This window comes from Sorangium sp. So ce362, from assembly GCF_051519845.1.
Classification (GTDB): domain Bacteria; phylum Myxococcota_A; class Polyangia; order Polyangiales; family Polyangiaceae; genus Sorangium.
Genome location: NZ_CP150332.1, coordinates 5248122 through 5273296 on the forward strand (window position 1 = coordinate 5248122; position 25175 = coordinate 5273296).

Here is a 25175-nt window from a genome sequence, read left to right on the forward strand (position 1 = left end):
GGGACTCTAGCGCAAGAGCCGAGCGCGGTGTCGTCCCGGCGCCCCTGCCCCTCCCTGCTCTTCCCGAGGGCCGCGCGCCTCTGCGCCGCGTTGCTCCTCGGGCTCGTCGTGGCGGGCTGCCGCGATGAGCCGCGCCCCTGGGAGGGCAAGCCCGGCCCCCCGGTCGTGCTCTCGGCAGCGCCGCCGAACGTGGCCGTCACGGTCGGGGCCGGCGGGCTGTCGGACGCCGACGCGGGACAGGGCGAGGGCGACGCCGGAGCGCCCGCGGATCTCGACCTGCCGGTCCTCCCGGTGCGCGTCGGCGGGCCCTGGGTGCGCTGCTACGGGAACTTCAGGATCAGCGGCAATCCGGTGAAGGACGTCACGCGCCTCTCGCTGCTCTGCGGTCCGGAGAACGGCATGCGCCGGCTCTCGCCCAAGCCGATCGAGGGGCAGGTGGCCGAGGGCGGGGCGATCGTCACGGAGCAGCTGCAGGCGGTCCGGGGCGCATGCTACCGGGTGTTCGCCGTCGGCGGACCGGGGGTCATCAACCTGGACGTCGCCGTGCGGAGCAGCCGCGGGGCGATGATCGCGAGCGACGGCACCGAGGACGCGTGGCCGATCGTCCAGCCGGATCGGCCTTTCTGCCCGCTCGAGGACGACGACGCCACCGTCGAGATCAGCGCTCGCCGCGGCGCCGGCCGGTTCGCGGCGGAGGTGTGGATGCTGAAGTCCTACAAGCGAGCGCGCGAGGGCGACGCCGGCGCGGAATCCGACGAAACCTACGAGACGCACGAGACGGACGCTTACGAGGAGCTCTGAGCCGGCGGCGCGCCCCGCGATCGGCAGGCGCGCGGACGCCGCGGAGCCGCGAGGTTCTGTCCTGGCCGTCACGACCTCCCGCCGCGCGGCCGGGCTCGAAGGCCGAGCTCTCCCGCCAGCGGGCCGACGCGCGAAAGGCTCCCCATCGTCATCAAAATCCGGCAGATCCATGGACCATGGCGCGACGCCGGCACCCTGCACGAACCCCTGCATTGACGTGGCCGCCCCGTCCCGCTAGGGGAGCCCGAGCCATGGCCGACGACACCGAGCCGCTCCGCGAGGACGAAGGGGACAAGGTGGAAGGCGAGGGCGAGAAGAAACGCCTCTTCGAGCGCGCTATCCCCGAGCTCTTCAAGCGCGTGGTCGAGCGCGCCGTCGAGAGCGGCATCGACAGGCTGAGCGAGGGGCCCGAGAACCTCCGGCACTTCGTGGGCGACCTCAAGCTGCCCAAAGAGGTCCTCCACTACCTCTATACCCAGATCGACGAGACAAAGAACGGTCTCTACCGGGTCGTCGCCAAGGAGATCCGGGATGTCCTCGAGCACACCCAGTTCGCGGACGAGATCACGAAGGTGCTGACGAAGCTCTCCTTCGAGATCAAGACCGAGATCCGCTTCGTTCCGAACGATGCGGCCAGGAAAGACGACGGCCAGGACGAGCCGAGGACGGGCTTGCCGAAGCCGGAGGTGACCGCCCAAGTGAACGTCAAGGATCGAAGCAAAGAGACCGGGCGAGACCGGCGCCGTGAGGAGAAGTGACGACGAAGAAGCTTAGGACTGGCGGCGAAGTCGACGCCTGGTGCACCAAGTGCCGCCTGGACCTCACCCACCGGATCATCGCGATGGTCGGTGACGTGGTGAAGAAGGTCGAGTGCAAGACCTGCATGTCCCACCACCTCTACCGCCAGCCGAAGAGCGAGCGCGAGAGCCGGGCGGCCGCGCGCGCCGCGTCGCGGAGCAGCGGCGAGCCGAGGGCGACGTCGTCGGCCTCGACGCGCGGCGGCGGCGTGGAGCGCCTCACGGCCGCCCAGCGCGCCGAGCGCGACCAGACGCTCGCGTGGGAGCGCGCCATCGCGGGGAAGCCCTCCGGGGCGTTCAAGCCGTACCGCATCACCCTCACCTTCGGCGAGGGAGAGCTCATCCACCACAGCAAGTTCGGCGACGGCGTGGTCGCGAAGGTCATCGATCGAGGCAAGATCGAGATCCTGTTCAAGGACGGGCCCCGGACGATGGCGCACGGGCAGCCGTAGCGAGCGCGGCGGCGCTCGCCCGCAGCCCGGAACTTGGGGCTGCCCGCACGATCGGGTAGCCTCTTTATCGCCGTGGACAAGCCTTCGCCCCCTTTCGCCAGCGAGCCCCCGCGCAGGCGTCGGTCCCACCCGCGCTTACCCGAGCGCGCGCTGCGCTGCGTCGCGGTCTGCGCGATCGCGGTCGAGGCGCTCTGGTACGGCATCCATGAGGTCCGCGGCTTCGGCCCGGCGCTGGCCGACGGGGCGCGGGCCGTGGTCGGCCCGGCTCCGGTCGCGTGGGCCGAGGACGTGGCCTACGGCGTCGCCGATCGCCTGAACCAGGCCATCTACCGGCACGCGCCCCCGAAGACGTTCTGGGAGCCCGCGCCCGCCGCCGCGGCGGAGGCCGTGAAGGACAGCGAGAGCCTGGAGACCGAATCGATCTCGCCCCCCTCCTCGTTCGAGCCGCCCTTCCGCGAGGTCGCGGCCACGGGCGACGGCGTCTGGGCGCCGGTCCCCGACGCCGTGCGACCCGGCGGCGCCCCGGTGCTCTGGAGGAGCGTCGTGCACCCGGATCCGAGGCGCGTGTTCGCGGCGATCGCCGTGGTGGCGATCGATCTCGGGCGCGTCGACCTCCGGCTCGTCGCGGGCACGAAGGAGCCGTTCTCGCCGGACATCCCGGCCGAGCGCCGCCCGGGGCTCGTCCCCGAGGGCCACGCCGGAGGGCTCATCGCCGCCTTCAACGGGGGCTTCAAGGCGATGCACGGTCACTACGGGATGATGCTCGACGGCGACACGTTCCTGCCGCCGCGCGACAAGGCGTGCACGATCGCCCTCTACCGGACCGGCGCGGTGCGGATCCGCACCTGGCCCCAGCTGCGCGCCGACGAGGCCCGCATGGCCGCCTACCGGCAGACGCCGCCCTGCCTTGTCGAGCAGGGCGAGCTGCACCACTTGCTCTACGACTCGAACCGCGACTGGGGCGCGACCGTGAGCGGCGAGACGGTGATCCGGCGGTCGGCGCTCGGCGTCGACGCGGCGGGCAAGCTGCTCTTCTACGGGCTCGGCGAGGCCGTGACCGCGCGCACCCTCGCCCAGGGGATGAAGGCCGCGGGCGCGCACGACGTGGCGGAGCTCGACGTCAACCACGCCTACCCGCGCTTCCTTCTGTACGAGCGCGGCGCGGACGGCGAGGGGCCGCGCGCGCGGTCGGCGCTGATCCCGGACGTGCAGTTCAAGCCGGAGGAATACGTCGCCGAGCCGGCGCCGCGCGACTTCTTCTACCTGCGGCGGCGGCGGCCGACGGCGCCGCTCGGGCTCGCCGATCGTCCGTCCCCCGCCGCCGACGTCCTCGGCCGCAGCGGGCGCTGATCCTCGATCCGCGGCGCCCCGGCGGATCGCTCGCCGCGGACGCTACCGCCGGTCGAGCAGGTCGCGCACGCGCTGCGCGAGGGCCTCGGGGGTGAACGGCTTCTGCAGCAGCACGAGCTCGCGGTCGGTCTCGGCGCCCGCGAGGACGTCCTCGGCGTAGCCGGACATGTACAGCACGCACGCGCGCGGCTGGATCGCGAGGGCGCGCTCCGCGAGCTCGCGGCCGTTCATGCCCGGCATCACGAGGTCGGTGAGCAGGAGGTCGATCGCCTCCTCCCCCTCGCCCGCGAGCGCGGCCAGCGCTTCCTCGCCGCTCGCGGCCGAGAGCACGCCGTAGCCGCGCCGCTCGAGCACCTCGACGATGAGCTTGCGCACGGCGTCGTCGTCCTCGACGACGAGCACCGTCTCATCGCCGCCGGCCGGCGACGGCCGGGCGCGCGCGGGCGCCTCCTCGGAGCGGTCCTCGACGCGCGGCAGGTAGACGCGGAACGTCGTGCCGCGCCCGACCTCGCTCTCGACCTCGATGAGCCCGCCGCTCTGGCTCACGATCCCGTAGACCGTGGCGAGGCCGAGCCCCGTGCCCTTGCCGCGCGCCTTCGTCGTGAAGAACGGCTCGAACAGGTGCGTGAGCGTGTCGTGGTCCATCCCGTAGCCGCTGTCGGCCACCGACAGCACGACGTACGGCGGACCGCTCGCGGCGGGCGCGTCGCCCTCGTCCCGCTCCGCGGGCACGAACGACCGCGCCGCGGGGTTCTGGCCGGGCTCGCCGAGGGACGTCTCGACGACGAGCCCACCGCCCCGCGGCATCGCGTCGCGCGCGTTCACGACCAGGTTGAGGAGGACCTGCTCCAGCTGGCTCTTGTCGAACTTGATCGACCCGAGATCCCGGCCGACGTTCGTCTTCAGATCGATGTTCTCGCCGATGAGGCGCTGGAGCATCGTCTGCATGTCGAGCACCACCGCGTTGAGGTCGAGCACCTCGCGCTGCAGCACCTTGCGGCGGCTCATCGCGAGGAGCTGCCGCGTGAGCGCCGCGGCGCGCTCCCCGGCCTTCGTGACCTGGAGGGCGTCGCGTCGGAGCGCGCTCTCGGTCCCGAGCCGGCGCAGGAGGAGCTCGCCGTAGCCGAGCATCACCATGAGCATGTTGTTGAAGTCGTGCGCGATGCCGCCGGCCAGCCGGCCGAGCGCTTCCATCTTCTGCGACTCGCGCGATCGCTCCTCGCGCTGCCGGAGCGCCTCCTCGGTGCGCCGCCGCTCGGTGATGTCGCGGAGCAGGACGAGGGCGTGCCCCTCGAGGAACGGCATCATGCGCGCCTCCACGTGGCGCTCTCCGCCCGCGCTCGGGACGGCGTGCTCGAGCGCGACCACGGCGCCCGTCTCGTGGGCCTCCCGGATCCCGCGCTCCAGCTGCTCCCCGAGCTCGCCGGGGAGCACCTCCGCCAGGCGCTTGCCCAGCGGCGCCTCGGGCGCGACGCGGAGCGCGGAGAGCCGCGGCTCGTTGTGGTCGACGATCCGGAGCTCGGCGTCGACGCGGAAGCAGAGGTCCGGGATCGCGCGGAAGAGCGCGCGGAGCTCGCCCGTGGCGCGCGCGAGCTCCGCGGCCAGCCTGGCCTCGGTCTGCGGGGCCTCTGCGGGCGCCGCCGCCGGGGTGGCGCCGCCCGGCGCGGCGCTGGCAGGCGCGGCCGCCGAAGCGGCGCCTGCAGGCGCGGCGCCATCGTGGACCGATCCCTCGGGATCGAGGTCGTCGTCGGACACGTGAAGCCGCGGAGCCCGCATGCGCTCAGCCGCCGGTCTTTTCCGCGGCGCCGCTCTCCAGGTTGACCGTCCAGCACACGGCGCCCGCCGAGGGCTCGCCGCCGGACGGCCCCACGCTGACCTCGGCGCGCGCCGGCCCGACGGCCCGGATGTAGAGCCGCTGTCCGACGGCGTCGCGCCCGAGCGCGCAGGCCGCGCGGCGCACCCGCGGATCGTCCGCCGCGACCTCCCCCTCGTCCTCGACCGCCATGAACAGGATCTCGACCTCGGGCTTCAAGCAGGCGCCCATCTCGCGCCAGGCGTCATAGTCCACCGACGGATCGAGGACGTCGGCGAGCTGCCCGTGGCGGGCGCGCCCGACGCGGTAGCGGAACGCGTCGCGCTTCTCCGCGCGGAGCGTGGCCCCGATCCGATCGAACCGCAGCGACAGCGCGCCGAGCGCGGTCGCCATCTTGACCGTGGGCGCGCCCAGGTTCGCCTTGTCCGGCTCCTTGAAGCGGTGCACCTGCACGCCCGCGGGCAGCACGCCGGCGAGCAGCTCCGCGAGGCGCGGGTTCATCCCGAGGCGCCCGCCGAGCAGGATCCGGAGCCCCTGGTAGGGATCCGGCTCGCGCCCGATCTTGGCCACCGCGACGCCGAGGTGCTGCCGGAACACGTCGATCGCGTCACGGAGCCACGCGTCGATCGCGCCGCTCAGCGCGCCGCGATCGATCGAGAGCGGCACCACGGCGCTCTCCCCGTCGAGCCCGACCAGCGCGAGCTTCTCCTCGACCGGCGCGCTCGGCCCCCCTTCGAGGAGAGGCCGCAGGAGCTCCTTGAGCGCCCAGGTGTTGGCGCGCGCGTCGGGCGACGGGGCGAGCCGATCTTCCGCGCCGTCGAGCGCGCTCTCCTCGGCCGGGCGCTCGAACGGGATCCGGCGCTCGCTCATCGCGGCCTGGCTGGCCGCGTACACCCGGTAGGCGAGCCGGTGCAGGAGCCGCTCGCCGCCGAGCCAGGGGATCGCCGTGGGCTCGAGGTACTCGACCATCCGCTCCAGCCCCTGCGCGACCTCGTGGCCCTTCGCGCTCCGCAGGATGCCGAAGGCGATCCCCGCCTCGCTGGCCCCGGCGTCGATGACGCAGAACGGGACGCCGCCCTCGCGCGGCTGGATCCCGAACATGCGGAACGCTTGCACGGCGTAGGCGATCGCCGACGGGCCCGCGTCGACGACCTGGAGGCCGTCGAGGTCGTGGTACTCGCAGAGGCCCGCCGGCAGGCTCCGGAAGAGACCGCGGCGGAAGGCGACGAGCACGCTGGCGCGGCGCTCGGGCGACCAGCCCGTCGGCATCGTGATCGCGTAGCGCGTGGAGATCCCCCGCGAGCGCTGGTTCAGCTGCAGGCCGACGTAGTACGCGTAGAGCTCGATCGGGTCGAACGGGTCGTGCGCGCCGATCCCTTCCTCGTCGATGATGGGCGGCGCCGGCTTCTTCAGCGCCTCGGCGGTGTCGGGGTCGCTCCTGCCCCGGAGCCGGAACGGCTCGCCGCGCTCGGTCCGCTCGCGCAGGAGCGTGACGGCCGGGAGGGAGGCCGCGGCGCGCTCGTGGGCGCCTTCGCCCGGCCGGAGCCGCATGTCGCGCGCGGCGTGCCCGACGAGCACGTCGCCCCAGCGCGTCATCGGCAGGATCACCCGATCGCGCCACGCCTTCGTTGTCCGGGCCAGCGCCTCGAACGCGACCTCGCTCGGGTTCTCGTTGTCGGCCGACACTCGGACCGGGCCGTTGGCTCCGATCCGGACGAACTCGGCGCCGCCGCGCTCTCCCCGGACGGCGACGACCGTCGACGCGGCGCCGACGTCCACGGCGACCCAGTCGGCGCGCACGTCGAGCCGCGGGTCGCGCCGCTTCACCTCGGGCGGGATCGGATCCTTGTCGGTCTTGCCTGTGCGCCGGTGCAGCCCGACCACGCGGCCCTGCCGGAGGATGGCGATCGACGTGGCGCCGAGGAAGCGCGCGCCCGTCCAGAAGCCCTGCGCGGGGTCGACCAGCGTCGTCCCCTTCACCGGATCGAGGTTCGCCACGACCTTGGGGAAGAAGTCCGCGATGTGCTCCGGCGAGGCCACCCCGTCGTAGCGCTCGACCTTGATCGGCGGCGAATAGTAGTTCTGGAGCCCTTCCCCGAAGATGCGCGGACTGACCTGGATCAGCTTCAGATAGGGGATCGGGCAAGTCTGCTCGTCGAGGCGGAACTCCTGATAGAGCGTGGACGGAGCGATCGCGTTCTCCATCTCGGGCGCGATGCGGGGGACGCTCGCGCTCATCTCGGTGCCGAAGTACATGAACTTCGTGCCCGCGTGCCCCGTGAAGGCGGCAATCCTGACCTCGTTGAACGTCGCCTGCCCGACGATGAGCGGCGGTAACGCGATCACGTAGTCGAGCACGAGCGTGGTGAGCCACGGCTGGTCGAAGAGGCGCGATTCCCAGCGCATGACGAGCGTCGGGAACTCGCGACCGGCTAGCGACACGATCTTCTCCGCTTCGCGAACCAGGGCTCCATCGACCGATAGCTCGTAAACCGGCATACGAGGGCGACGTTACCACGAAGATCCCCTGCGCCAGCGCCGCGGATGCGCGGAGCGGGGCTTTCATTCCGCCCTCGGGCAGAGGGCGCTCTGTTCGGGCGGGGGTCAACCAACGCGGAGGCCCGCGCTCGGGCAGGCAGTAAAGGCGACGCGGCGGGCGCGCTCGCCCCGCGAGGGCGTAGGCCGGGCTCGGGGCACCGTGCTAGTCTGGCCGGGTGATCTGCTTCTCCGCACCGGGAACGCTGTCATGAGCCCCTTGGTCGGCGAGACCATCGATGGCAAGTACCGGATCGTCCGGCTGCTCGGCCAGGGGGGCATGGGCGCGGTCTTCGAAGGCGAGAACGTGCGCATCCGGCGCCGCGTCGCCATCAAGCTGCTGCACGCGAGCATCTCGAGCCAGGCCGAGTCGGTCGCGCGCTTCGAGCGCGAGGCCCAGGCCGCAGCGCGGATCGGCTCCGATCACATCTGCGAGGTGCTCGACCTCGGCGTGCTGCCCGACGGCACGCGGTACATGGTCATGGAGTACCTCGAGGGCGAGACCCTCGGGGCCAAGATCGAGCGGATGGGGCGGCTCGGGCCCGAGATCACCGTGCCGATCATGGCCCAGGTGCTCGAGGCGCTCGGCGCCGCGCACGCCGCGGGGATCATCCACCGCGATCTCAAGCCCGACAACATCTTCATCGTCCCCTCGAAGGCCGGGCTCAGCAACTTCGTGAAGGTGCTCGATTTCGGCGTCTCGAAGTTCTCGCCGCTCGCCGGCGCGGAGATGAGCATGACGCGCACGGGCGCCGTCGTCGGCACGCCGTACTACATGTCGCCCGAGCAGGCGCGGGGCTCCAGCCCCGTCGACCAGCGGACCGACATCTACGCCATGGGCGTGCTGCTCTATCAGGCGACGACCGGTCAGGTGCCGTTCGACGCGGCGACCTTCAACGAGCTACTCTTCAAGATCGTCCTCGAGACGGCGCCGTTGCCCCAGCAGCTCGTGCCCGACCTCGACGTCGAGTTCTCCGGGATGATCCAGAAGGCGATGGCGCGCGAGCCGGGGGCTCGCTTCCAGAGCTGCGCGGAGTTCAAGAGCGCGCTCCTCGCCTGGGCTGCCGCGCGGCCCAGCCTGGCCTTGCTGAGCACGGGGCGGGCCTCCATCCCGCGGCTGTCGCTGCCGTCCCAGCCCGAGACGAGCACGCTTCCGCCCGTCCGCCCCGACACCCCCCCGTGGGGGAGCCAGAACGGACCGACGGTGCCCGGCATGGGCCACACGCCGCAGCTGACCGCCAACTCGTGGGGCGCCTCGTCCGGCGTCACGGGCCGCGCGACGCGGCCCCCGTCAAGGGTGCCGATCCTCGCCGCGCTCGCCGCGGCGGCCACCCTGTTCGGCGCGGGCCTCGCCGTCTGGTTCGCCTTCGGCCGCAGCGGGACGATCGGCGCGGCGACCCCGGATCCGGGCGCCGTCAGCGCGACCGCCATCCCGACGCCGTCTCCACCGCCGCCGGTGACGGCGCCCCCGTACGAGCCGCCGGTCGTCACCGCGAGCGTCACGGCCGCGGAGCCCGCTCCACCCGCCACCGTCGAGCCTACCGCCGCCCCGGCGGCCTCCTCGGCGCCCGTGAAGCCGCTCCCGCCGCGGACGCCGCCTCCCCAGACGAGGTCCCCGCCCGTGACGAAGCCGCCGCAGCCGGTGCCGCCGACGAAGCCGAGCGCGCCGCCCCAGAAGCCGCAGAAGCCGGGCGTTCCGGGCGACTTCGGCTACTGAGCGCGCGCTCCCGTCAGAACGCGCCGCGCACCCCGAGCCCGGTCGGTGTCACGTAGGGGGCGATCCAGGCCGAGCTCGACGGCTCCGGCCTGGACGTCAGCTCCAGCACGATCAGCGTCGCGCCGCCGGCGAGGAGCACCCCGCCCGTGATGAGGTTGATCGTGCCGGTCGTCTGGTGCGACGCGGCGTCGGCGTCGAGTCGCTTGATCCTGTTCTGGATCAGCGGACCGCAGCTCGCGCCGACGCCGTTCGGCGACTCGCACCGGTTCGCCTCGCTCAGGTCGTTCGCCTCCTGCTGCGTCGCGCCCCCCTTCGCCAGGAACACCGAGCCGACCACGATGCCGCCGAGCCCGAGCGCGGCGGCCGCGATGCCCCCGCCCAGCATCAACACGTTCGTCTTTCGCTCCGGGCTGCCCGGTGGGTCGACGCGGGGAACCTCGCCTGGCCCGCCGCTCCAGGTCCCCTGCCCATGCCCCGAGCCGTCTGGCGAGGGCGCCATGGCCGGGCTCTCCGGGACCGGGATCTTCAGCTCCTTTCGCTCGCCGTCGCCAAGGGAGAGCGCCTGCTCGATCGGCGAGAGGCCCGGCGGAATCACGGTCACGATGTAGTTGCCGGGATCGATCGGGCGGTGCACGCCGAGCAGCGCCTCCGCGACCGGCTGGCCGTTCAGCTTCACGACGATCTTCCTGCCGGCGGCGCCCTCCAGCGCGATGCGCAGCGACGCGATCCTTGGATCGACCGCGGCGAGCTCTTCCCTCGCGTCCTGCTGGGCCTTCTTGAAGGGAGACGGCGCGGTGGGCGGCAGCTCCTCGCGGACGATCCTCAGGTACGTCTCCTTCGCCGCGACGAGCCGGCCGAGGCGCATCTGCGCGCGCGCGATCAGCAGGAGGTGCGTCGGTGCGTGCACGACCGCCTCGGCGCGACCGAGCAGATCGATCGACTCCTCGAAGCGACCGGACGTGAACGCCTCGGCGCCCTGCGTGGCCAGCGACCGGGCCACGGCTCTGTCCTGGTCCGACTGCGCGCGAACCTCGCCTGTCGGGAGCAGCAGGAACAGCGCCGCAGCGAACGGAACGCATCGTCTCAAGAGCACTCAGGCCTCCTCGCGCGCCACGCTATCACAGGCCGTCGACAACGGAACAACTCAGCCCCGCAGCGCCGCCGTCCTGCGCGCTGTCCGGCGTTTCGCGGGTTTCGCGGCGCCTTCCCGCGCGAGACGCGCGCCACGGGAGCGACGCGGCGCGCGCCGAGCCTGAGCGCGCAGCGCGGCCGCGCTTGACGCTCCGTCCGCGGCCGGCTGTGAACCGTCCGCACAGCGCGATGGCACCCATTCTGCTGCGTGGGACGCGCCATGGACTGCCTCCGCTCCTCCGCGCCCCTCGACGCGGGACTCCCGTCCTCAGAGCGATTCCTCAGGGGACGCCTGCTCGGCGGGCGGTACCTCGTCGAGCAGATGATCGGCGCCGGGGCGATGGGGCGCGTCTACCGTGCGCGGCACCTCGGGCTCGGGCGCGCGTGCGCGGTGAAGATCATCCGCGAGCGCGCCGCCTCGCCGCGCGCGCCGGGCAGAGCGGGCCGCCGCGTCTGCACGACGCGCGTCGCCTCGCCGCCGCGCCGCGAGGGCCCGGGGCTCCGGGGATCGAGCGGCGTGAGCGAGCGGTCGCGGACCGACGCGAGGTCGCGCTCCGGCGGCGGCGCCCGCGCCGGGGACGCGGTGCTGAGGTTCCACGTCGAGGCGCTGGCGGCGAGCCGGCTCGATCACCCGAACATCGTGCGGGTCCTCGACTTCGGCTGCGAGCCGACCGAGGCGCTCGGCGCGGGCGCCGGCGGACATGAGCCGGAGCCGCCGAGCCTCTGGTACCTCGTCACCGAGCACCTCGACGGCGAGGACCTCATCGATCTCCTGAACGCCACGCCGATCCTGCCGGCGGAGCGCATCGTCGCGATCATGCGCCAGCTGTGCTCCGCGCTGCAGCACGCGCACGACGCGGGCGTCATCCACCGCGACGTCAAGCCCGAGAACATCCGCCTGGTGCCCCGCGTCGACGACGACGGGGCGCCGTTCGAGCAGGTGAAGCTCCTCGACTTCGGGACGGCGAAGCTGCTCCACGACGAGCGCTCCGGCGCGTTCCCGGGCGCGCCGCTGCTCGCCATGCCTGCCGACGACGGCCGGCTCGTCATCGGGACCCCCGCATACATGAGCCCGGAGCAAGCAGCAGGGCAGCCCGTCGACGCGCGGAGCGACATCTACGCGTGCGGCGTGCTGCTCTTCGAGATGGCGACCGGGCGACTCCCGTTCGAGCGCCCGACGCCCGTCGCGCTCGCCGCCGCGCACGTCGAGTCCCCGCCGCCCCGACCGAGCGCGCTCCACCCGGCGATCGATCCGGATCTGGAGGCGCTGATCCTGCAATGCCTGCGCAAAAATCCAGACGATCGCCTGCAGAGCGCGCGCGCCCTGCGCGAGGCGCTGGCGCACGTCGCGCGCCGGCGGGCGCGCTCCGCCGTGGAGGATCGCCCCGCGGCGCCCTCCGCGCACAACTCCGACGCGGCGCGCTCCGCGGACGGCGCGGCGGCGGCGCGCTCCGCGTGCGCCTCAACGTGGGTCGGGTACCGCGCCCCGTCATCTCTCCCGGGGAGCGCGCCGCTGGATCAGCCCTGCTCCCCGCCGGATGTGCGGCGCGACCCCTCGTCCGCTCCCACCTGGGTCGGCCACCGCTCCTCGCCCTGCCCGCCGGCTGCGCTCGTCGAGCTCGCCGCGTCACCGGCGGACGCGCCGCTGGCGGACGCGCCGCCTCCCTGCGCCGCGGCGCCACCTCCATCGCCCGCTCCGGCCAGCGCGCAGCGCAGCCCGGAGCTCGACGCCGCGCTCGAGCCGATCCTCTTGCTTCGCGCGCGCCTGCCCGGTGGGCTGCGGAGCCAGGTCAGGCTGCGCCGGCGTCGTCGCCGGCGGCTCGCTCCGGTCGTGGTCGGCACCGTCGCGGCCACGGTGCTCGGCGGATCGCTGTGCCTGCTCTTCAACGCTGCCGGCGCCCCGCTCGCCCCGCCCTCGCCGGGGGACGAGGGCGACGCGCCCCCGGCGGACGACGCGCGGCCAAGGGCGATCCGCGCGGCCGAGCCGGAGCACACCTGTCCCCGCGAGCTGCCGTGAGCGCCGCCGGATCAGGAGACCGGCCTCGAGGTTGGCGCGCCGGATGGGGCGCCGATGTACAGCCGATGCCCATCGCCGCGCGCCGGATGGCGACGCCGTTCACGCTGGCCGCCGAGCCTCCGCTTCAGCCCGGTGCGAACGGAGCTCACCGTGGACGGCACGTCGTCTGCAAACGCTGGCCTCCGCGTTGACGCTGGAGGACGCCCCTCGGCGTCACCCGGTGTCGAGAGGAGCAAACCATGTCCGTGCTGTTGTGGATCCTGTTTGGGCTCATCGTCGGCGTCATCGCCAAGCTGCTCACCCCCGGGCGCGATCCGGGCGGCTTCGTGGTGACAGCGCTGCTCGGCATGGCTGGCGCCCTGCTCGGCGGCTTCATCGGCCGGGCCCTGGGCCTCTACCCGTCGTATCAGTCGAGCGGGGGCTTCTTCATGTCGATCCTGGGCGCCATCATTCTCCTCGCCATCTACAACGCGACGCTCGGTCGGAGAGCGACGAGGCCCTGATCGCCCTGCCCCGTCGGAGCGGGCTGCCCGAGCAGCGCGGCAGCCGGCACCACGCGGGCCGGCCGGGCGCGCCGATCCAGGCGAAAATCGAGCGCGACCTCCGGCGGCAGCGGGCGGATGGCGCCCGCGCCGTAGCAGCGGCGATGGACGAGATCGCCCGGCCCCGCGCCCTGCCCGCCGAGCTGGTGGCTCCACCACCGCGAGTAGACCGTCGGGCGCGCGGGATCGACCGAGAGCAGCTCGGCCCGCTCGAGCCGCACCTCGCTGTGATCGCCGCGATCGGCCACGCCGTGCTCGACCGCGAGCCCCCCGTCGGCGCCCACGCTGTAAACGATCCTGAACCCCTCGACGTCGCCCTTGCCGTAGGCGACGCGCTGGAGTCCCGGACCGAAGAGCAGCCCGTGCGTGTAGACGAGGTCCACGGCGAGCGCGGGCAGCACGGTCCACGTGAGCCAGTTGTTGCCCCAGGGCCGCTCCTCCGAGAAGAAGGCGTAGTAGCCGACGGAGACCTCGCCGCGCTCGCCCGGCGAGCTGCGGTAGTACAGGACGTCGCCCAGCTCCCCCGCGCTCGCGACCGTCGAGCCGACACAGACGGGTTGCTGCTCGATGGCCGCGCCGATCGCGCTCGATTCCGCGGGCGCGACCGGCTCGCCGGCGACCGGCCGCGGCAGCGCGCTCCCGCCGGTGGCGCTCGCGAGGAGGGGGACGGACAGCGCGGCGAACACGAGGGAGCGGCTCAGGAGATTCCGGAGGTGCATCAGGGCGGACTAGGCTAGCGAGCCCGTCCCTGCCCGCGCCATCGCAAAGGGCCGTTCGCGTTCGGCGCATCACGGCGGCGTTGCCGAATGGAGGTCTCCCGGAGATCACGCGAGCTCCGCGCTTTCAATGCCGCGTTTGCGCGCTAGCCGGGTGCGCCGCGGCTCGCCGGCGCGGCGCCGCCGTCGAACGCGCCGATCGCCCTGCCCGCGAGCGCTCCGGCGGCGAACGTGACCGCCGCGATCACGAGCCAGTGCAGGAGGCGGGCGCGCCGCGGCGGGCGCGCGTCTCTCCAGTGCGGCGTCACGGCGTTCCTGGCCTCGCTGCGCTCGCTCTCGGGCTCCGTCGCGCCCGCGCCCGCGTCGAGCCCGCGCGGCCCGGACGTCATCTTCGTCTCGCTGCGCTCCTCCCCCGAGCGGCTCGCCGCGATCCGCCGCGCGCCGGCGCGCCCGCGGAGCCCGGCGGATCTCCGGCAGCCCCGCACGAGCAGCGACCGGTGCCGATCGCGCCCGCTCGCGATCTCGCGCACGAGCGCGGCGATCTCCTGGCCTGCGAGGAGGCCGCGATCGCTCGAGCTCGGCTCGTCGCCCCCGCCCGGCGCTCTGCGCAGCGAGGCGAGCACCTCGGCGAGCGCCTCTTCCATCTGCGCCGCGGTCTCGAATCGGCCGTCGGGATCGCGCGCGAGCGCGCGCCGCACCGCCTCCTCGAGCAGCGCCGGGCACGCCGGGCGGAGCGGCGCGATCGCCGGCACCTCGCCGGAGAGCACCGCGCCCATCGTCGCGCCGTCCTCCTTCCGGTGGAACAGGCGGCGCCCCGTCAGCAGCTCGAAGAGGATCACCCCGACCGCGAAGAGATCGGCCCGCGCGTCGATCCTCTGCCCGCGGAGCTGCTCTGGCGCCACGTAGCCGAGCTTGCCCTTCACCGTGCCGGCGCCGCTCGACGGCGTCGCGTCGCCCGCCGAGCCCGGGGAGCCCAGGGGGAAGGCGTCGTCCATCCCGCTCATCGCGGTCATCTTCGCGACGCCGAAGTCGATGAGCTTGATCTCGCCCTCGAGCGAGAGGAGCACGTTCTGCGGGCTCACGTCGCGGTGCACGAGGCCGACGAGCCGCCCGCCGTCGTCGCGGAGCTCGTGCGCGAGCGCGAGCGCCCGCAGCACGCCCAGGCCGATCTCGAGGGCTGCCTCGAGCGGAAACGGCCGCCCCTCGGCGAAGAGGGCGCGCGCTGCCACCGCGAGATCGCAGCCCGGGACGTACTCGACCACGAGGTGATGGCGCCCCTCGTGAAAGACGAAGTCGTGGAACCGGATCACGTTCGGGTGCTGGAGCCGTGCGCTGATCCACGCCTCCCGGAGGAACATCCGCACGATCGACGGATCCCGCCTCGCCTCCGGGCGAAGGCGCTTCACGACGACGGGGTGCGCGATCCCTGCCGGCCCGCGCCGGCACGCGAGGAACAGCTCGGCCATGCCGCCGGCCGACAGGCGCGCGAGCAGCGCATAGCCGCCGTCGCCCATGGGCAGGTCCATCTCTCGGGGCCTCCACGGCTGCTCCGCCGCGCGCACATCGTCTCGCCCCGGCATGCCGAACGCGCGGAGCGAGGACGGCCGCCGCGCCATCCATTGCCGGAGTCGCCCCACCCCGGCCAGCCCCCGGACCTGCCCGCGCCGCCACATCGTCCCTTCGCTATTCACGCTGCATGCCACGGAGAGAGCCGCAGCACCGTCACCTCCGAGCAACAGGCATCGCGCGCCCCTGCGTGGATCCCGCCGGATGAGCGCGCATGTCGGCAGCCGCGGGTCCCCGCGGCGAGCGCCGCTTCCGGTGAAAAAACCGAATTTTCGATGGCCCCTGGTTCGGCACGGGAGCGCAGCGGGCCGCGCGGCGCCCCGCCCTCGGCAGAACGCGGATCAGGCCGCGGTGGCGGGCGAGGCGCGGACGCGCCGCGCGAGCAGCGCGCGCAGCTCGCGAAAGGAGACGGCGCGCAGGGCGAGCAGCAGCACGACGTAGACGGCGATGCCCACCGCGATCGACGCCCACATCCCCGCGAGGACGCGCGCGGCGTAGGCCGCGCTGGCCATCACCGCCGTCGCGGCGAGGACCGCGGCGATGCGGCCGAGCTCGACGAAGGGGGCGAAGCGCGCGGTCAGGCCCCACGACGCGACCAGCAACGCGGCGCTGACGGCGAGCGTCGCGCACGCGGCGCCCAGGGCGCGGTAGCGCGGCAACAGGAGCAGGTTCAGCGCGACGTCGGCGACGAGCGCCACCGCGAGCAGCTTCACCATCGCGATCTCGCGCTTCGCGGCGAGCAGCGGCAGCGTCACGACCTGGAACGCGAACATCACGGGGACGCCGCAGGCCAGGACCCGGAGGACGTCCGCCGCCGGGGCGTAGTCGCCCGCCGGACCGTAGACGAGCTGGATGATGTCCGGCGCGAGCAGGACGACGCCGGCGGCGACCGGCAATCCGACGAGCGCGGCGACGAGCATGCAGCCGCTATAGAGGCGCCCGAACGCGTCGCGATCCTGGGCGTAGAGGCGCATGCCGGCCGCGAAGGCGGCGCCGAGCAGCACGTCGGGGAGCATCCTGAAGTTCTCGTTCAGCACCCAGGCGGCGCTGTAGACGCCCACGGCCTCCTCATCGCAGAGGGCGCGGAGCATCACGCGGTCGGTCTGGAGCAGCGCGCTCGCGAGCGCCCCGAGCGCGCCGATCGGCAGGCTGCGCTTCGCGATCTGCCAGAGCTCGGCGGGGGGCGTCGTGAGCTCGGGTCGGTAGAGCCGGGAGCGGAGATAGTGCGCGGTGATCCCGAGCTCCAGCACGTTGCCGAGCAGGAACGCCGCGGCCGCGGCGACGACGCCGAAGCCGAGCGCCAGCAGGGCCGTCGAGAGCGCGATGACGAACAGCCGCGCGCCGAGCTCCGCGTAGAGGATGTACTGGAACCGCTCGTGGGCCTCGAACGAGAGCCACATGGTCGAGTAGAGCAGCGTCGCGAGCTGGGACGCCGCGGCGAGCACGACGAGCTGCGCGCCGAGCCCCGAGCGCGTCGCGAGCACGACGGCCGCGGTCGCGCCGAGGACCAGGGTCCCGGTCACGCCCCGGAGGGTCAGCGCCGCGCCGAGGTGACGCGGCCCGAGCTCCGGCTTCACGGCGATCTCCCGGGCGACGTATCCCCTCACCCCGATGCCGGCGGCGATCGTGACGATCCCCGCGATCGCGAGCGATGCCTGGAACTCCCCCCAGGCGGCGACCCCCACCTTCCGCGCGAGATAGCCGACGAACACGACGCCGAGGACGGCCATGATCGCCTGCTTGAGGAGCATCAGCGCCGCGTTCAGCGCGATGCGCCGGCCATCCTTCATGAACACCTCCAGGTGTCCCCCTGGGGTAGGGCGCCGCGGTCCGCGCAGCGGGACCGGCCCCGATCCGAGCGTCGTGCGCCCCCAGAGCGCGTCCGTCTCGCGCGGCGCGCGCTGACGATGCGGCGCGCGGCGCGCGCTGACGATGCGGCGTTCGCGCTCGCCACGAGCGCATCCTGCAGCGCGCCGGCGCCGCGGCGCTCACGACGCCTGCGGCGCTCGCCGGCTCCGATCTCAGCTCGAGGAGCCGTCTCGGGCGACGCCGATGCAGAAGGCGCTCATCGTGCTCGAGGCACCACCAGGAGGACCGCCAGCGCAAGAGGGGGCCGGCAATCCTCGGAGCGGGACACGGGATTCGAACCCGCGACCCTCAGCTTGGGAAGCTGATGCTCTACCAACTGAGCTAGTCCCGCGTGAGGTGGAGGAAGCTTCTACCGAATCCGGAGCCGCAGAGCAACCCCTTCATTTCGTTTTCCGTCCCCGCGTTCGACCGGGGCCGGCGCGCGCGGAGCTAGCGGCGCGCGCGCGCGCGGAGCGCGGGCGCGCCGAGCACGTCGCCCGGCAGCAGCGAGCGCGTGCGGACGGAGCTGTTGCACTCGCTGGTCGCCGCCTCGATCGCGCTCGTGATCTCGCTCGCGCCCGCGTCCGGCGGGATCCAGGGCAGCTGCTGCAGCGTGGGCCTGTCCGGCGGCAGCCAGCGCAGGCTCCTCGTCACGAGGACGACCGGGTGGTCGCTGTCCACGAGCTCGCTCGCGAGCCGCGCGCCGCCGAGCGGCGCCGGCGGCAGATCGAGGCAGACAAGGCACGCATCGAATCGCTCGGTCGCCGACGCGAGCAGCGCGTCGTCGATCGACGAGGCGTCCACGATCTCGACGTTCGCCAGGATCGCCTCGATCGTCCGGGCGAGCGCGTCGCAGGTCGCGGTGCGGGCGTCGTGCGCGAGCAGGATCTTGAAGCTGCGCACCGAGCGCGGCCCGGGCCGGCCCGTCTCGACGACCTGCAGCCTCCCCGAAGCCGGCGTCGCGCGCTCACGAGGTGCACGGCGAACGGTCATGGACTCCCCTTCCTCAGTCACACCAGGGCAACCGTGCCCCAGGCTAACACCCCTTGAGCTCAAACTGACCAACCTTTATATGAGGACGCGCTCTTTCTCTGGCACGCCGCGCTGCGGCTCTTCGAGCACGCCGCGTCGCGGCATGTCGACATGGACTACGGAAACATCTACGAAGGACGGTCATGCATGAGTCGGTTTCTCATCTCCACTCCTTGCGAGTGCCAGGCAAGCCTCTCAGCCACCCTGGACGAGCACCGGCACGTCACCGCCGGGTGGGCCTGCCGAGCTCCCCGCGGCCGGTCGGCCGCCGGTGAGGGCGAGAAGGAGATCGCGCCGGCGCACAGCATCAATGCCCACCTCGACCGGTTCGACGTGGCGTGGTTGTGCCCCTACTGCGGGCGCAACACGCTCCGGACCTTCTATGCAGGCGCCATGAGGCGGTTGCCTGACACCTCGCCTGCGGCAGGGCTCGCCCCTTCGAGCACGACGCTCGCGCAGTGAAGCGCCCGCTGCACGAGCGCTCCGAGGAGCGCTCGTGCAGCCGCTCGATCCCGCCGCGTGCCTGAGCCTGGCAAGCGCGGCCCGGTCGCCGCCGCGTCTGCGTCGTTGCCCGCGCGCGGCGAGCCGACGCGACCGGACGCCTCCCTGCCCGCTTCAGCGCGCGCGCGGCCTCAGCGCCTGACTGCTGCGCCGCGTCTCTCGCGGAGGTGCAAGCGCACAGACGCGACCGACTCATGGCCCATCAACCCGCCGCGCGCCGGGGCCATTCCCATCTCCTGAGGATCGCCGGCCGCGCGCTCCGCCGCGCTCGGCTCTCCCCCGCCGCGCTCGGCTCTCCCGCTCAGTTGCCTTTTCCCGACGGCGAGGTGCCCATCGTCCCGAAGGCCCAGTCCCATAGCGGCGACGACACGCCCCACCGAGCGTGTTCTCCCGTGTGGTGATGGATCATGTGATGGCGCTTGATCCACTTCCCCCAGCGCGAGCTCATGCGGAAATGGTGAATGGCATAGTGGGTGCCGTCATACACGAGGTACCCGAGGCCAAAGCCGGCGAACAGCGGATCCGCTGGAACAGGGCCGAAGGCCGTGCGGAACAGCATGTAAAAGGCGACGCCCAGGGGAATGCTGGCGCCGAGCGGCATCACCAGCCGGTCGGCATCCTGCGGGAAGTCGTGGTGCACCCCGTGGAGAACGAAATGCATCCGGCGCTGCCACAGGCGCGGCCCGACATAGTGAAACACGTAGCGGTGCAGGACGTACTCGGCGAGCGTCCACAGGAACAGGCCGACCAGCACGAGCCCGAGCCCGGCCCAGAAGCCGACGCCGTGACCGGCGGCGCGGACGAGCAGATAGCCGTAGACCGGGAGCCAGAAGGCGAACGGCGTGATCGGGTGGATCCGCGAAAATCTCTCGATGAGCGGCGTCTCGAACATCTGGCATGTCGCTGGACGCGCGGTGCGCTCGGTGGTGGTGGCGGTCATCGTGCCCCCCTGGTACCGCATTTATCCATTGTCGGCCAGAGGTAGGCCGGCATCCAGCGGCCCGCTGGACGCCGGGAAATGGTCATGATCCCGTCGTGGTCGACGCAAGCCAGGGCGCCCCCTCTCCGCGGCGGCGACGCGGGCCCCCGCGCGCGCGACAGGCGCACGACGCGCCGCGCGACCACGGCACGGCGCGTCGCGCGCGTCAGCTCGCGAAGGAGGCCTCGTACAGCTGGCGGAGATCGTTGCGCGAGCACGGGCGAGGGTTGCTCGTGTGGCACGCGTCCTGCGTGGCGAGATCGGCCAGCGCGTCGAGCTTGTCGCGCGGGACCCCCGCCTTCTCGAGGCCGGCCGTGAGCCCGATGCGGGCGCGCAGGGCGCGGATGGCCTCGGCGCACGCGGCGGCGTCCTCGGGAGCGCCGAGGAGGGCCGCGATGCGGGCGAGGCGCGGCGCCGCCGCGGCGACGTTGAACTCGACGACCGGCGGGAGACAGAGCGCGTTGGCCAGGCCGTGGTGCAGCCCGCACTCGCTCGAGAGCGGGTGGGCGAGCGAGTGGCACGCGCCGAGCCCCTTCTGGAACGCGACGGCGCCCATCATCGCCGCCTTCATCATGCCGCCGCGCGCCTCGAGATCCTCGCCGTGCGTCACCGCGCGCTCGAGGTGCGCGGCGGCGAGGCGGATCCCCTCGAGCGCGATGCCGTCGGCCATCGGGTGATCCCCCTTCGCCACGTACGCCTCGACGCAGTGGGTGAGCGCGTCGAAGCCCGTCGCCGCCGTGAGGAACGCCGGCATCGATCGCGTCATCACCGGATCGAGCAGCGCGGCGTTCGCGAGCAGGTACGGGGAGAAGATCACCGTCTTCCGGTGGTTCACGTCGAGCGTCACGACGCCCGAGCGGCCGACCTCGCTGCCGGTCCCGGCCGTCGTGGGGATCGCGAGCATCGGCGGGACGCTCGGCGTGATGAAGCGATCTCCGCCCGTGGCGTCGTCGTAATCGACGAGCGGCCGATCGTGGTTCACGCCGAGGCGGACGAGCTTGCCGACGTCGAGCGGCGAGCCGCCGCCGAGGGCAACGACGAGATCGGCGCGGGCGTCGCGGAACGCGGCGACGCCATCGTGCACGTTCTTCTCGATCGGGTTGCCGAGCACGTCGTCGAAGACGGCCACCTCGAGGCCCTCCTTCCGCAGCGAGGCCGCGACGGGCTCGAGCAGCCCCGAGCGGACGACGCCCTTGTCGGTGACGATGAGGGCCCGCGTCGCCCCGAGCCGGCGCGCCTCGGCGCCCGTCTGCTCGACGACGCCGGCGCCGAAGAGGATGCGTGTAGGAAAGCTCCAGACCGTGAACTGGCTCATGATCACACCGCCTCGAAGTAGCGCTTCAGCTCCCAATCCGTGACCGCGCGCTCGTACTGCCGAACCTCCCAGTCGCGCGTCAGGACATAGTGGTCGACGAACCTCTCGCCGAGGATCTCCCGGGCCCTCTGGCTGCCCGCGAGCATCCGGGTCGCCTCCGCGAGCGAGCGCGGCAGCGAGAGGCGCGAGGGCTCGGCGGACGACGCGTCCCCGGCGGCCTGCGGGGGCGGCTCGACCCCGTTCTCGATGCCGTGGAGCCCCGCGCCGAGGCACGCGGCCATGGCGATGTACGGGTTGATGTCCGCGGCCGTCTGGCGGTACTCGACGCGCGCGCCGGGCGTGCCGAGGCCGATGAGGCGGATCGCGGCCGTGCGGTTCTCGACGCCCCAGCTGGCGTTGAGCGGCGCCCAGACGCCGGGCACGTACCGCTTGTAGGCGTTGATCGTGGGCGAGTAGAGCGCCGTGAGCTCGGGCATGAGGGCGATCTGGCCGCCGACGTAGTGGCGCAGCGCGGTCGGGAGCCGGTCGGGCGACGACGCGTCGTCGAAGATGTTCCGGCCGTCCTTCCAGAGGCTCTGGTGCAGGTGGCCGCTCGAGCCGGGCAGGCCCTCGTTCCACTTCGCCATGAACGTGACCGAGAGGCCATGCTCGTGGGCGATCTGCTTCATGGCGACCTTGAACAGCGCGGCCTTGTCCGCGGCGCGGAGCGCGTCGTCGTAGCGGATCGCCGCCTCGTACACGCCCGGGCCGGTCTCGGTGTGCAGGCCCTCGATCTCGACGTCGAAGGCCCGCATCTGGTCGAGGATGGCGGCCATGAGCTTCTTGTTCTGCCCCTCGCGGACCCACGAGTAGCCGAACATGCCGGGGCTGAGCGGCGTCAGGCCGGCGAAGCGCTTCTCGTGCAGCGAGCGCGGCGTCTCCTCGAAGAGGAAGAACTCGAACTCGCACGAGAGCTTCGCCGAGAGCCCCATCCGCTCGCCCTTCGCGATGACGCTCCTGAGGAGCGAGCGCGGGCACGCGGGGTGCGGGCCGCCGCCCTCGTCGCGGAAGTCGGCGAGCAGCGCGACGGTGCCCGGCTCCCACGGGAGGTCGCGCAGCGTGCTCGGATCGAGGACCGCGTGCGCGTCCGGGTAGCCGGTGTGCCAGCCGGTGACCTTTGTGTTGTCGTAGAGGACGTCGGCGATGTCCCAGCCGAAGATGACGTCGCAGAAGCCGAAGCCGCTCCCGAGGGCGCTCTTCAGCTTCTCGAGGGAGACGTACTTTCCGCGGAGGATGCCGTCGATGTCAAAGCCGCCGATCTTGGCGCGGGTGATGCCCCGCGCTTCCAGATCGGAGAAGAGCTTCTCGGAGGTCGAGGCGGTCATGGGGCGCGACGATAGCAGGGGTACGGGGCGGCATGGCAAGCACGCGCGCGAGCGCCCGGGCGACGTCCCTGCTTCATCTCCCGGACATGCGCTGGGCGCGCGCGACCGGCGCGAACGCGCGCTCGGATGGACGCGCGTGCCCGGCGCGTCCTCGGCGGACGCGCGCGACCGGCGCGCGCGGCTCGCTCACTTCACCCGGACGCTCTGGATCGGGTAGCGCTCCGCGAGCGGCACGAGCGCGCGCTCGACGAGCTCGCGGACGCGCGCGTAGCGCTGGTGGTTCGTCGCGGCCGGGTTGCGCTTCGAGTCGACGACGCCGATGCGGATCTCCAGCGTGCGCGCGTCCTCGACGCCACCCGTCACGAACGCATCCGGGTGCACCTTGTCGAGCTCGACGTTGAGCTCCGCCGCCTCCGGGACCGCGCCGGCGAAGGTGACCTCCAGCCCCTCGCCCAGGCCGTTCAGCACGGCGTTCAGGTTCTCCACCGGGAACGGCTGGCGCGCGAGCCACGCGACGACCGCGCGCCGCGCGCCGCGCAGCGCCACGCTGACGGCGAGCGCGACCGTGATCGGCGCGAGCAGGAGGGCCCCGAGCGGGCGCGCGACCGCGGGGCCCGCGTCGCGGCCGAGCGCCGCGAGGAACGCGAACAGGAAGACGCTCGAGGCGAGCGCCACGAGCGGGGGATCGGTGAGCACGCCCCATCGCGAGGTCGACGCGTTCATCAGCCGCGTGAAGCGGGCGGACACACTCTGGTCGGCGCGCTGCTCCGCGGCGCTTCCGTGGGTCATGTCAGGCATCCCCTGGGTCTCCGAGCATGCGCCAGAAGAACAGGCCGACGCCGAAGAGGAGCAGCACGCCGGCGACCCAGAACGAGCGCACCGGGCCGAAGCTCAGCACCTCGCCCGATCGCTTCATGATGAGGTCGGCGACCGTGACCACGCACGCGAACACGATGCAGGCGACGGGCAGCCCCAGCTGCTGGAGGAGGGTCGGCCCGGTGGCGATCGGCCTCGGCTCCGGCGCGCGCGGCCGCACGTCCGCCGGCGGGCGCGTCGACGGCCGGTACCGCGCCGACGGCATGTCCGACAGCGGGCGCACCGCGACCGGCGGCAGCGAGGTCGCGCGCGGCGCCACGCCGAGCGCCATCTCCAGCGGCGGCGTGCTCTCCATCATCCCGATCATCCCGCCGCCGCGCGGGTGCCCGCCCACGGGCGTCGCCTCCGCGAAGCCCGCGCGCTCGTCCCTTATCGCGCGGCCTCGCGCGCTCGAGGGCGCGCTGTCGGCGGCGAACGCGCCCATCCCCCGGCCCAGCGCGCTCAGCGGCGCCTCCGGGAGATCCATCTCGAGCCCGGCCGAATCCGGGCCCGGCAGCGGGCGCACGCTGCTCGCCGGGCCGTCGCGGCGGCCTCCCCGCGGCGAGCGCATCGACGCCGGGGCCACGTCGAGATCGATCTCGAGCGACCCCGCGTCCCTGGGCGTGTCGAGCCAGACGTGCCCGGCGCGCTTGACCTGCGGGGCGCGCATCGACGACGAGGGCGGCGGCGGGGTGGAGTACGCGTCCTCGAGGGCAGCGGCCCGCCCGAACGTGGCCGGGAGCCCCATCGCCGCCTCGAGCTCGGTCCAGAAGGACTCGATGTCCCTCGTGCGGTCGCGCGGGCTCACGGCGAGCGCGCGCTCGAACACGGCGTCGACCTCCGGCGGGATGCTGGCGCCCTCGGTCCGGGGCGTGGGCCGGCGCTTCACGTCGAGCGCCGTCCCCATCATGGCCTGCGCCTCGCCATCGATCACCTGCCGCCCGACGAGCGCCTCCACCATGGTGAGCGCCAGACCCCAGACGTCGGTCCAGGTCCCCGCCTGCCCGAACCGCTTCGGCGCCCACTGCTCCGGCGCGCCGTACGCCGGGGAGAACGCGTTCAGCGGGTCGCCGTTCGTCACCCGCCCGACGGCCTGCTCGGCCAGCGTCTTCGCCTGGGCGATGCCGTAGTCGAGGATCCTGAGGCGCTCGGTCCCCTCCTGCGTCGTGATGAAGATGTTCTCGGGCTTGAGGTCGCGGTGGATGATCGACACCGTGCCGTTCGGGCTCGGGAAGCGGTGCGCGCGCGCGATCGCCTGCGCGATCGGGCGCATCATCTTCATCAGCCGGTGGAGCGGGATCGGCGGATCCCCCTTGAGCCTGCGCCGATCGATGACCTTGTCGAGCGACTCGCCCTCCAGCCACTCGAGGGCCAGGAACGGGACGAACTCCCCTCGCTTCAGGTGCAGCACGTCGACGTGGAGCGGGCGGACGACCTCCGGAATGGAGGCGGAGAGCCGGAAGAGCAGCTGGGCCTCCTCGCGGAACTTCTCGAGGAAGAGCTGGCGCTCGCGCGGGGTCTTCGCCTCGGAGACCTTCAGGCATTTCAGGGCGACCGGCGCGCGGAAACCGGCATGAAGCGCTCGGTACACCACGCCGAATCCCCCTTCCGCGACCACCTGCTCGACGTGGAAATTACCCGCCTGCGTGGTCCCGACGATGCCGAAGACGTCGTCCGCCATGCTCCCCTGAGCCATAGCGCACGGGGCCGCTAGACCGAAGGGCGAAACCGGATCGTGCTGTTCGATTGTGCCAGCGTCACATCCGGCTGCCCCGAGGTGACGGGGTGGGTGCGGAGGACGGAGAGGGGAGCGAGGCGGCTGTTTCACGCGACTCGACGCGACC

General features: G+C 73.1%; 20 protein-coding genes and 1 tRNA gene. 8 read left to right on the forward strand and 13 right to left on the reverse strand.

Features of this window, described 5'->3' with window-relative positions; genetic code table 11:
- The first annotated feature begins 27 nt into the window (after positions 1 to 27).
- The 4 genes from WMF17_RS20405 to WMF17_RS20420 all read left to right on the forward strand — a co-directional run bounded on the left by WMF17_RS20405 (position 28) and on the right by WMF17_RS20420 (position 3400).
- On the forward strand, positions 28 to 801 hold the full coding sequence (locus WMF17_RS20405) for a hypothetical protein (RefSeq protein ID WP_437650811.1): 774 nt from the start codon (positions 28 to 30) through the stop codon (positions 799 to 801).
- Positions 802 to 1052: 251 nt separating this feature from the next.
- Positions 1053 to 1559, forward strand: a complete 507-nt coding sequence (locus tag WMF17_RS20410; protein WP_437603744.1) for a hypothetical protein — start codon at positions 1053 to 1055, stop codon at positions 1557 to 1559.
- Complete coding sequence (locus tag WMF17_RS20415) at positions 1556 to 2050, forward strand: hypothetical protein (RefSeq protein ID WP_437650813.1); 495 nt, start codon at positions 1556 to 1558, stop codon at positions 2048 to 2050. The genes WMF17_RS20410 and WMF17_RS20415 overlap by 4 nt, the downstream gene beginning before the upstream one ends.
- A gap of 72 nt (positions 2051 to 2122) precedes the next feature.
- Positions 2123 to 3400: a phosphodiester glycosidase family protein gene (locus tag WMF17_RS20420; protein WP_437603746.1), complete on the forward strand. Its 1278-nt coding sequence runs from the start codon at positions 2123 to 2125 to the stop codon at positions 3398 to 3400.
- A gap of 42 nt (positions 3401 to 3442) precedes the next feature.
- Here WMF17_RS20420 and WMF17_RS20425 read toward each other — a convergent pair whose 3' ends face one another.
- Entirely contained in the window at positions 3443 to 5155 is a 1713-nt protein-coding gene (locus tag WMF17_RS20425) for an ATP-binding protein (protein WP_437650815.1), read from the reverse strand.
- A gap of 25 nt (positions 5156 to 5180) precedes the next feature.
- Entirely contained in the window at positions 5181 to 7655 is a 2475-nt protein-coding gene (locus WMF17_RS20430) for a hypothetical protein (RefSeq protein WP_437603748.1), read from the reverse strand.
- A gap of 304 nt (positions 7656 to 7959) precedes the next feature.
- Here WMF17_RS20430 and WMF17_RS20435 point away from each other — a divergent pair, with 304 nt between their 5' ends.
- Positions 7960 to 9465 (forward strand): serine/threonine-protein kinase, encoded by a 1506-nt coding sequence (locus WMF17_RS20435; protein ID WP_437650817.1) that lies wholly within the window; start codon positions 7960 to 7962, stop codon positions 9463 to 9465.
- A 13-nt stretch (positions 9466 to 9478) separates the two neighbouring features.
- Here the strand turns inward: WMF17_RS20435 and WMF17_RS20440 are convergent, their stop codons facing one another.
- Positions 9479 to 10558, reverse strand: coding sequence for a tetratricopeptide repeat protein (locus WMF17_RS20440; RefSeq protein ID WP_437603750.1), 1080 nt, complete (start codon positions 10556 to 10558; stop codon positions 9479 to 9481).
- 258 nt (positions 10559 to 10816) lie between these two features.
- On the opposite strand from WMF17_RS20440, the gene WMF17_RS20445 reads away from it, so the two are divergent.
- Both WMF17_RS20445 and WMF17_RS20450 read left to right on the forward strand, forming a co-directional pair.
- The gene (locus WMF17_RS20445; protein WP_437650819.1) at positions 10817 to 12613 is read left to right on the forward strand and encodes a serine/threonine-protein kinase; all 1797 of its coding nucleotides are present in this window, start codon (positions 10817 to 10819) and stop codon (positions 12611 to 12613) included.
- Between the two features lie 239 nt (positions 12614 to 12852).
- The gene (locus WMF17_RS20450; RefSeq protein ID WP_437603752.1) at positions 12853 to 13116 is read left to right on the forward strand and encodes a GlsB/YeaQ/YmgE family stress response membrane protein; all 264 of its coding nucleotides are present in this window, start codon (positions 12853 to 12855) and stop codon (positions 13114 to 13116) included.
- Here the strand turns inward: WMF17_RS20450 and WMF17_RS20455 are convergent.
- The 5 genes from WMF17_RS20455 to WMF17_RS20475 form a co-directional block, all read right to left on the reverse strand.
- A complete protein-coding gene (locus WMF17_RS20455; RefSeq protein WP_437603753.1) occupies positions 13077 to 13874 on the reverse strand; it encodes a hypothetical protein in 798 nt (265 codons plus the stop codon). The genes WMF17_RS20450 and WMF17_RS20455 overlap by 40 nt on opposite strands.
- 143 nt (positions 13875 to 14017) lie before the next feature.
- Positions 14018 to 15562 carry a serine/threonine-protein kinase gene (locus WMF17_RS20460; RefSeq protein ID WP_437603754.1) on the reverse strand — a complete coding sequence of 515 codons (1545 nt, stop codon included), beginning with the start codon at positions 15560 to 15562 and terminating at the stop codon, positions 14018 to 14020.
- A 216-nt stretch (positions 15563 to 15778) separates the two neighbouring features.
- Positions 15779 to 17227: a flippase gene (locus WMF17_RS20465; protein ID WP_437650820.1), complete on the reverse strand. Its 1449-nt coding sequence runs from the start codon at positions 17225 to 17227 to the stop codon at positions 15779 to 15781.
- A 337-nt stretch (positions 17228 to 17564) separates the two neighbouring features.
- Positions 17565 to 17637: transfer RNA gene (locus WMF17_RS20470), tRNA-Gly, on the reverse strand.
- A gap of 98 nt (positions 17638 to 17735) precedes the next feature.
- Positions 17736 to 18278 carry a hypothetical protein gene (locus WMF17_RS20475; protein ID WP_437603757.1) on the reverse strand — a complete coding sequence of 181 codons (543 nt, stop codon included), beginning with the start codon at positions 18276 to 18278 and terminating at the stop codon, positions 17736 to 17738.
- Positions 18279 to 18464: 186 nt separating this feature from the next.
- Here WMF17_RS20475 and WMF17_RS20480 point away from each other — a divergent pair, with 186 nt between their 5' ends.
- Positions 18465 to 18779: a hypothetical protein gene (locus WMF17_RS20480; protein WP_437650822.1), complete on the forward strand. Its 315-nt coding sequence runs from the start codon at positions 18465 to 18467 to the stop codon at positions 18777 to 18779.
- 340 nt (positions 18780 to 19119) lie between these two features.
- Here the strand turns inward: WMF17_RS20480 and WMF17_RS20485 are convergent, their stop codons facing one another.
- The 5 genes from WMF17_RS20485 to WMF17_RS20505 all read right to left on the reverse strand — a co-directional run bounded on the left by WMF17_RS20485 (position 19120) and on the right by WMF17_RS20505 (position 25012).
- Positions 19120 to 19758, reverse strand: a complete 639-nt coding sequence (locus WMF17_RS20485; RefSeq protein ID WP_437650824.1) for a sterol desaturase family protein — start codon at positions 19756 to 19758, stop codon at positions 19120 to 19122.
- A gap of 205 nt (positions 19759 to 19963) precedes the next feature.
- Positions 19964 to 21118, reverse strand: a complete 1155-nt coding sequence (locus WMF17_RS20490) for an iron-containing alcohol dehydrogenase (RefSeq protein WP_437650826.1) — start codon at positions 21116 to 21118, stop codon at positions 19964 to 19966.
- A complete protein-coding gene (locus WMF17_RS20495; RefSeq protein WP_437603761.1) occupies positions 21115 to 22476 on the reverse strand; it encodes a glutamine synthetase family protein in 1362 nt (453 codons plus the stop codon). The genes WMF17_RS20490 and WMF17_RS20495 overlap by 4 nt, the downstream gene beginning before the upstream one ends.
- A gap of 186 nt (positions 22477 to 22662) precedes the next feature.
- The gene (locus tag WMF17_RS20500; RefSeq protein WP_437603762.1) at positions 22663 to 23265 is read right to left on the reverse strand and encodes a hypothetical protein; all 603 of its coding nucleotides are present in this window, start codon (positions 23263 to 23265) and stop codon (positions 22663 to 22665) included.
- Position 23266: 1 nt separating this feature from the next.
- Positions 23267 to 25012, reverse strand: a complete 1746-nt coding sequence (locus WMF17_RS20505; RefSeq protein ID WP_437603763.1) for a serine/threonine protein kinase — start codon at positions 25010 to 25012, stop codon at positions 23267 to 23269.
- Positions 25013 to 25175: the final 163 nt, after the last annotated feature.

Bases quoted from the DNA above. Each gene is read 5' to 3' on its own strand.
- WMF17_RS20410 (WP_437603744.1), top strand. From the start codon at position 1,053: ATGGCCGACGACACCGAGCCGCTCCGCGAGGACGAAGGGGACAAGGTG.
- WMF17_RS20435 (WP_437650817.1), top strand. From the start codon at position 7,960: ATGAGCCCCTTGGTCGGCGAGACCATCGATGGCAAGTACCGGATCGTC.
- WMF17_RS20445 (WP_437650819.1), top strand. From the start codon at position 10,817: ATGGACTGCCTCCGCTCCTCCGCGCCCCTCGACGCGGGACTCCCGTCC.
- WMF17_RS20450 (WP_437603752.1), top strand. From the start codon at position 12,853: ATGTCCGTGCTGTTGTGGATCCTGTTTGGGCTCATCGTCGGCGTCATC.
- WMF17_RS20455 (WP_437603753.1), bottom strand. From the start codon at position 13,874: ATGCACCTCCGGAATCTCCTGAGCCGCTCCCTCGTGTTCGCCGCGCTG.
- WMF17_RS20465 (WP_437650820.1), bottom strand. From the start codon at position 17,227: ATGAAGGATGGCCGGCGCATCGCGCTGAACGCGGCGCTGATGCTCCTC.
- WMF17_RS20475 (WP_437603757.1), bottom strand. From the start codon at position 18,278: ATGACCGTTCGCCGTGCACCTCGTGAGCGCGCGACGCCGGCTTCGGGG.
- WMF17_RS20480 (WP_437650822.1), top strand. From the start codon at position 18,465: ATGAGTCGGTTTCTCATCTCCACTCCTTGCGAGTGCCAGGCAAGCCTC.
- WMF17_RS20485 (WP_437650824.1), bottom strand. From the start codon at position 19,758: ATGACCGCCACCACCACCGAGCGCACCGCGCGTCCAGCGACATGCCAG.
- WMF17_RS20495 (WP_437603761.1), bottom strand. From the start codon at position 22,476: ATGACCGCCTCGACCTCCGAGAAGCTCTTCTCCGATCTGGAAGCGCGG.
- WMF17_RS20500 (WP_437603762.1), bottom strand. From the start codon at position 23,265: ATGACCCACGGAAGCGCCGCGGAGCAGCGCGCCGACCAGAGTGTGTCC.
- WMF17_RS20505 (WP_437603763.1), bottom strand. From the start codon at position 25,012: ATGGCGGACGACGTCTTCGGCATCGTCGGGACCACGCAGGCGGGTAAT.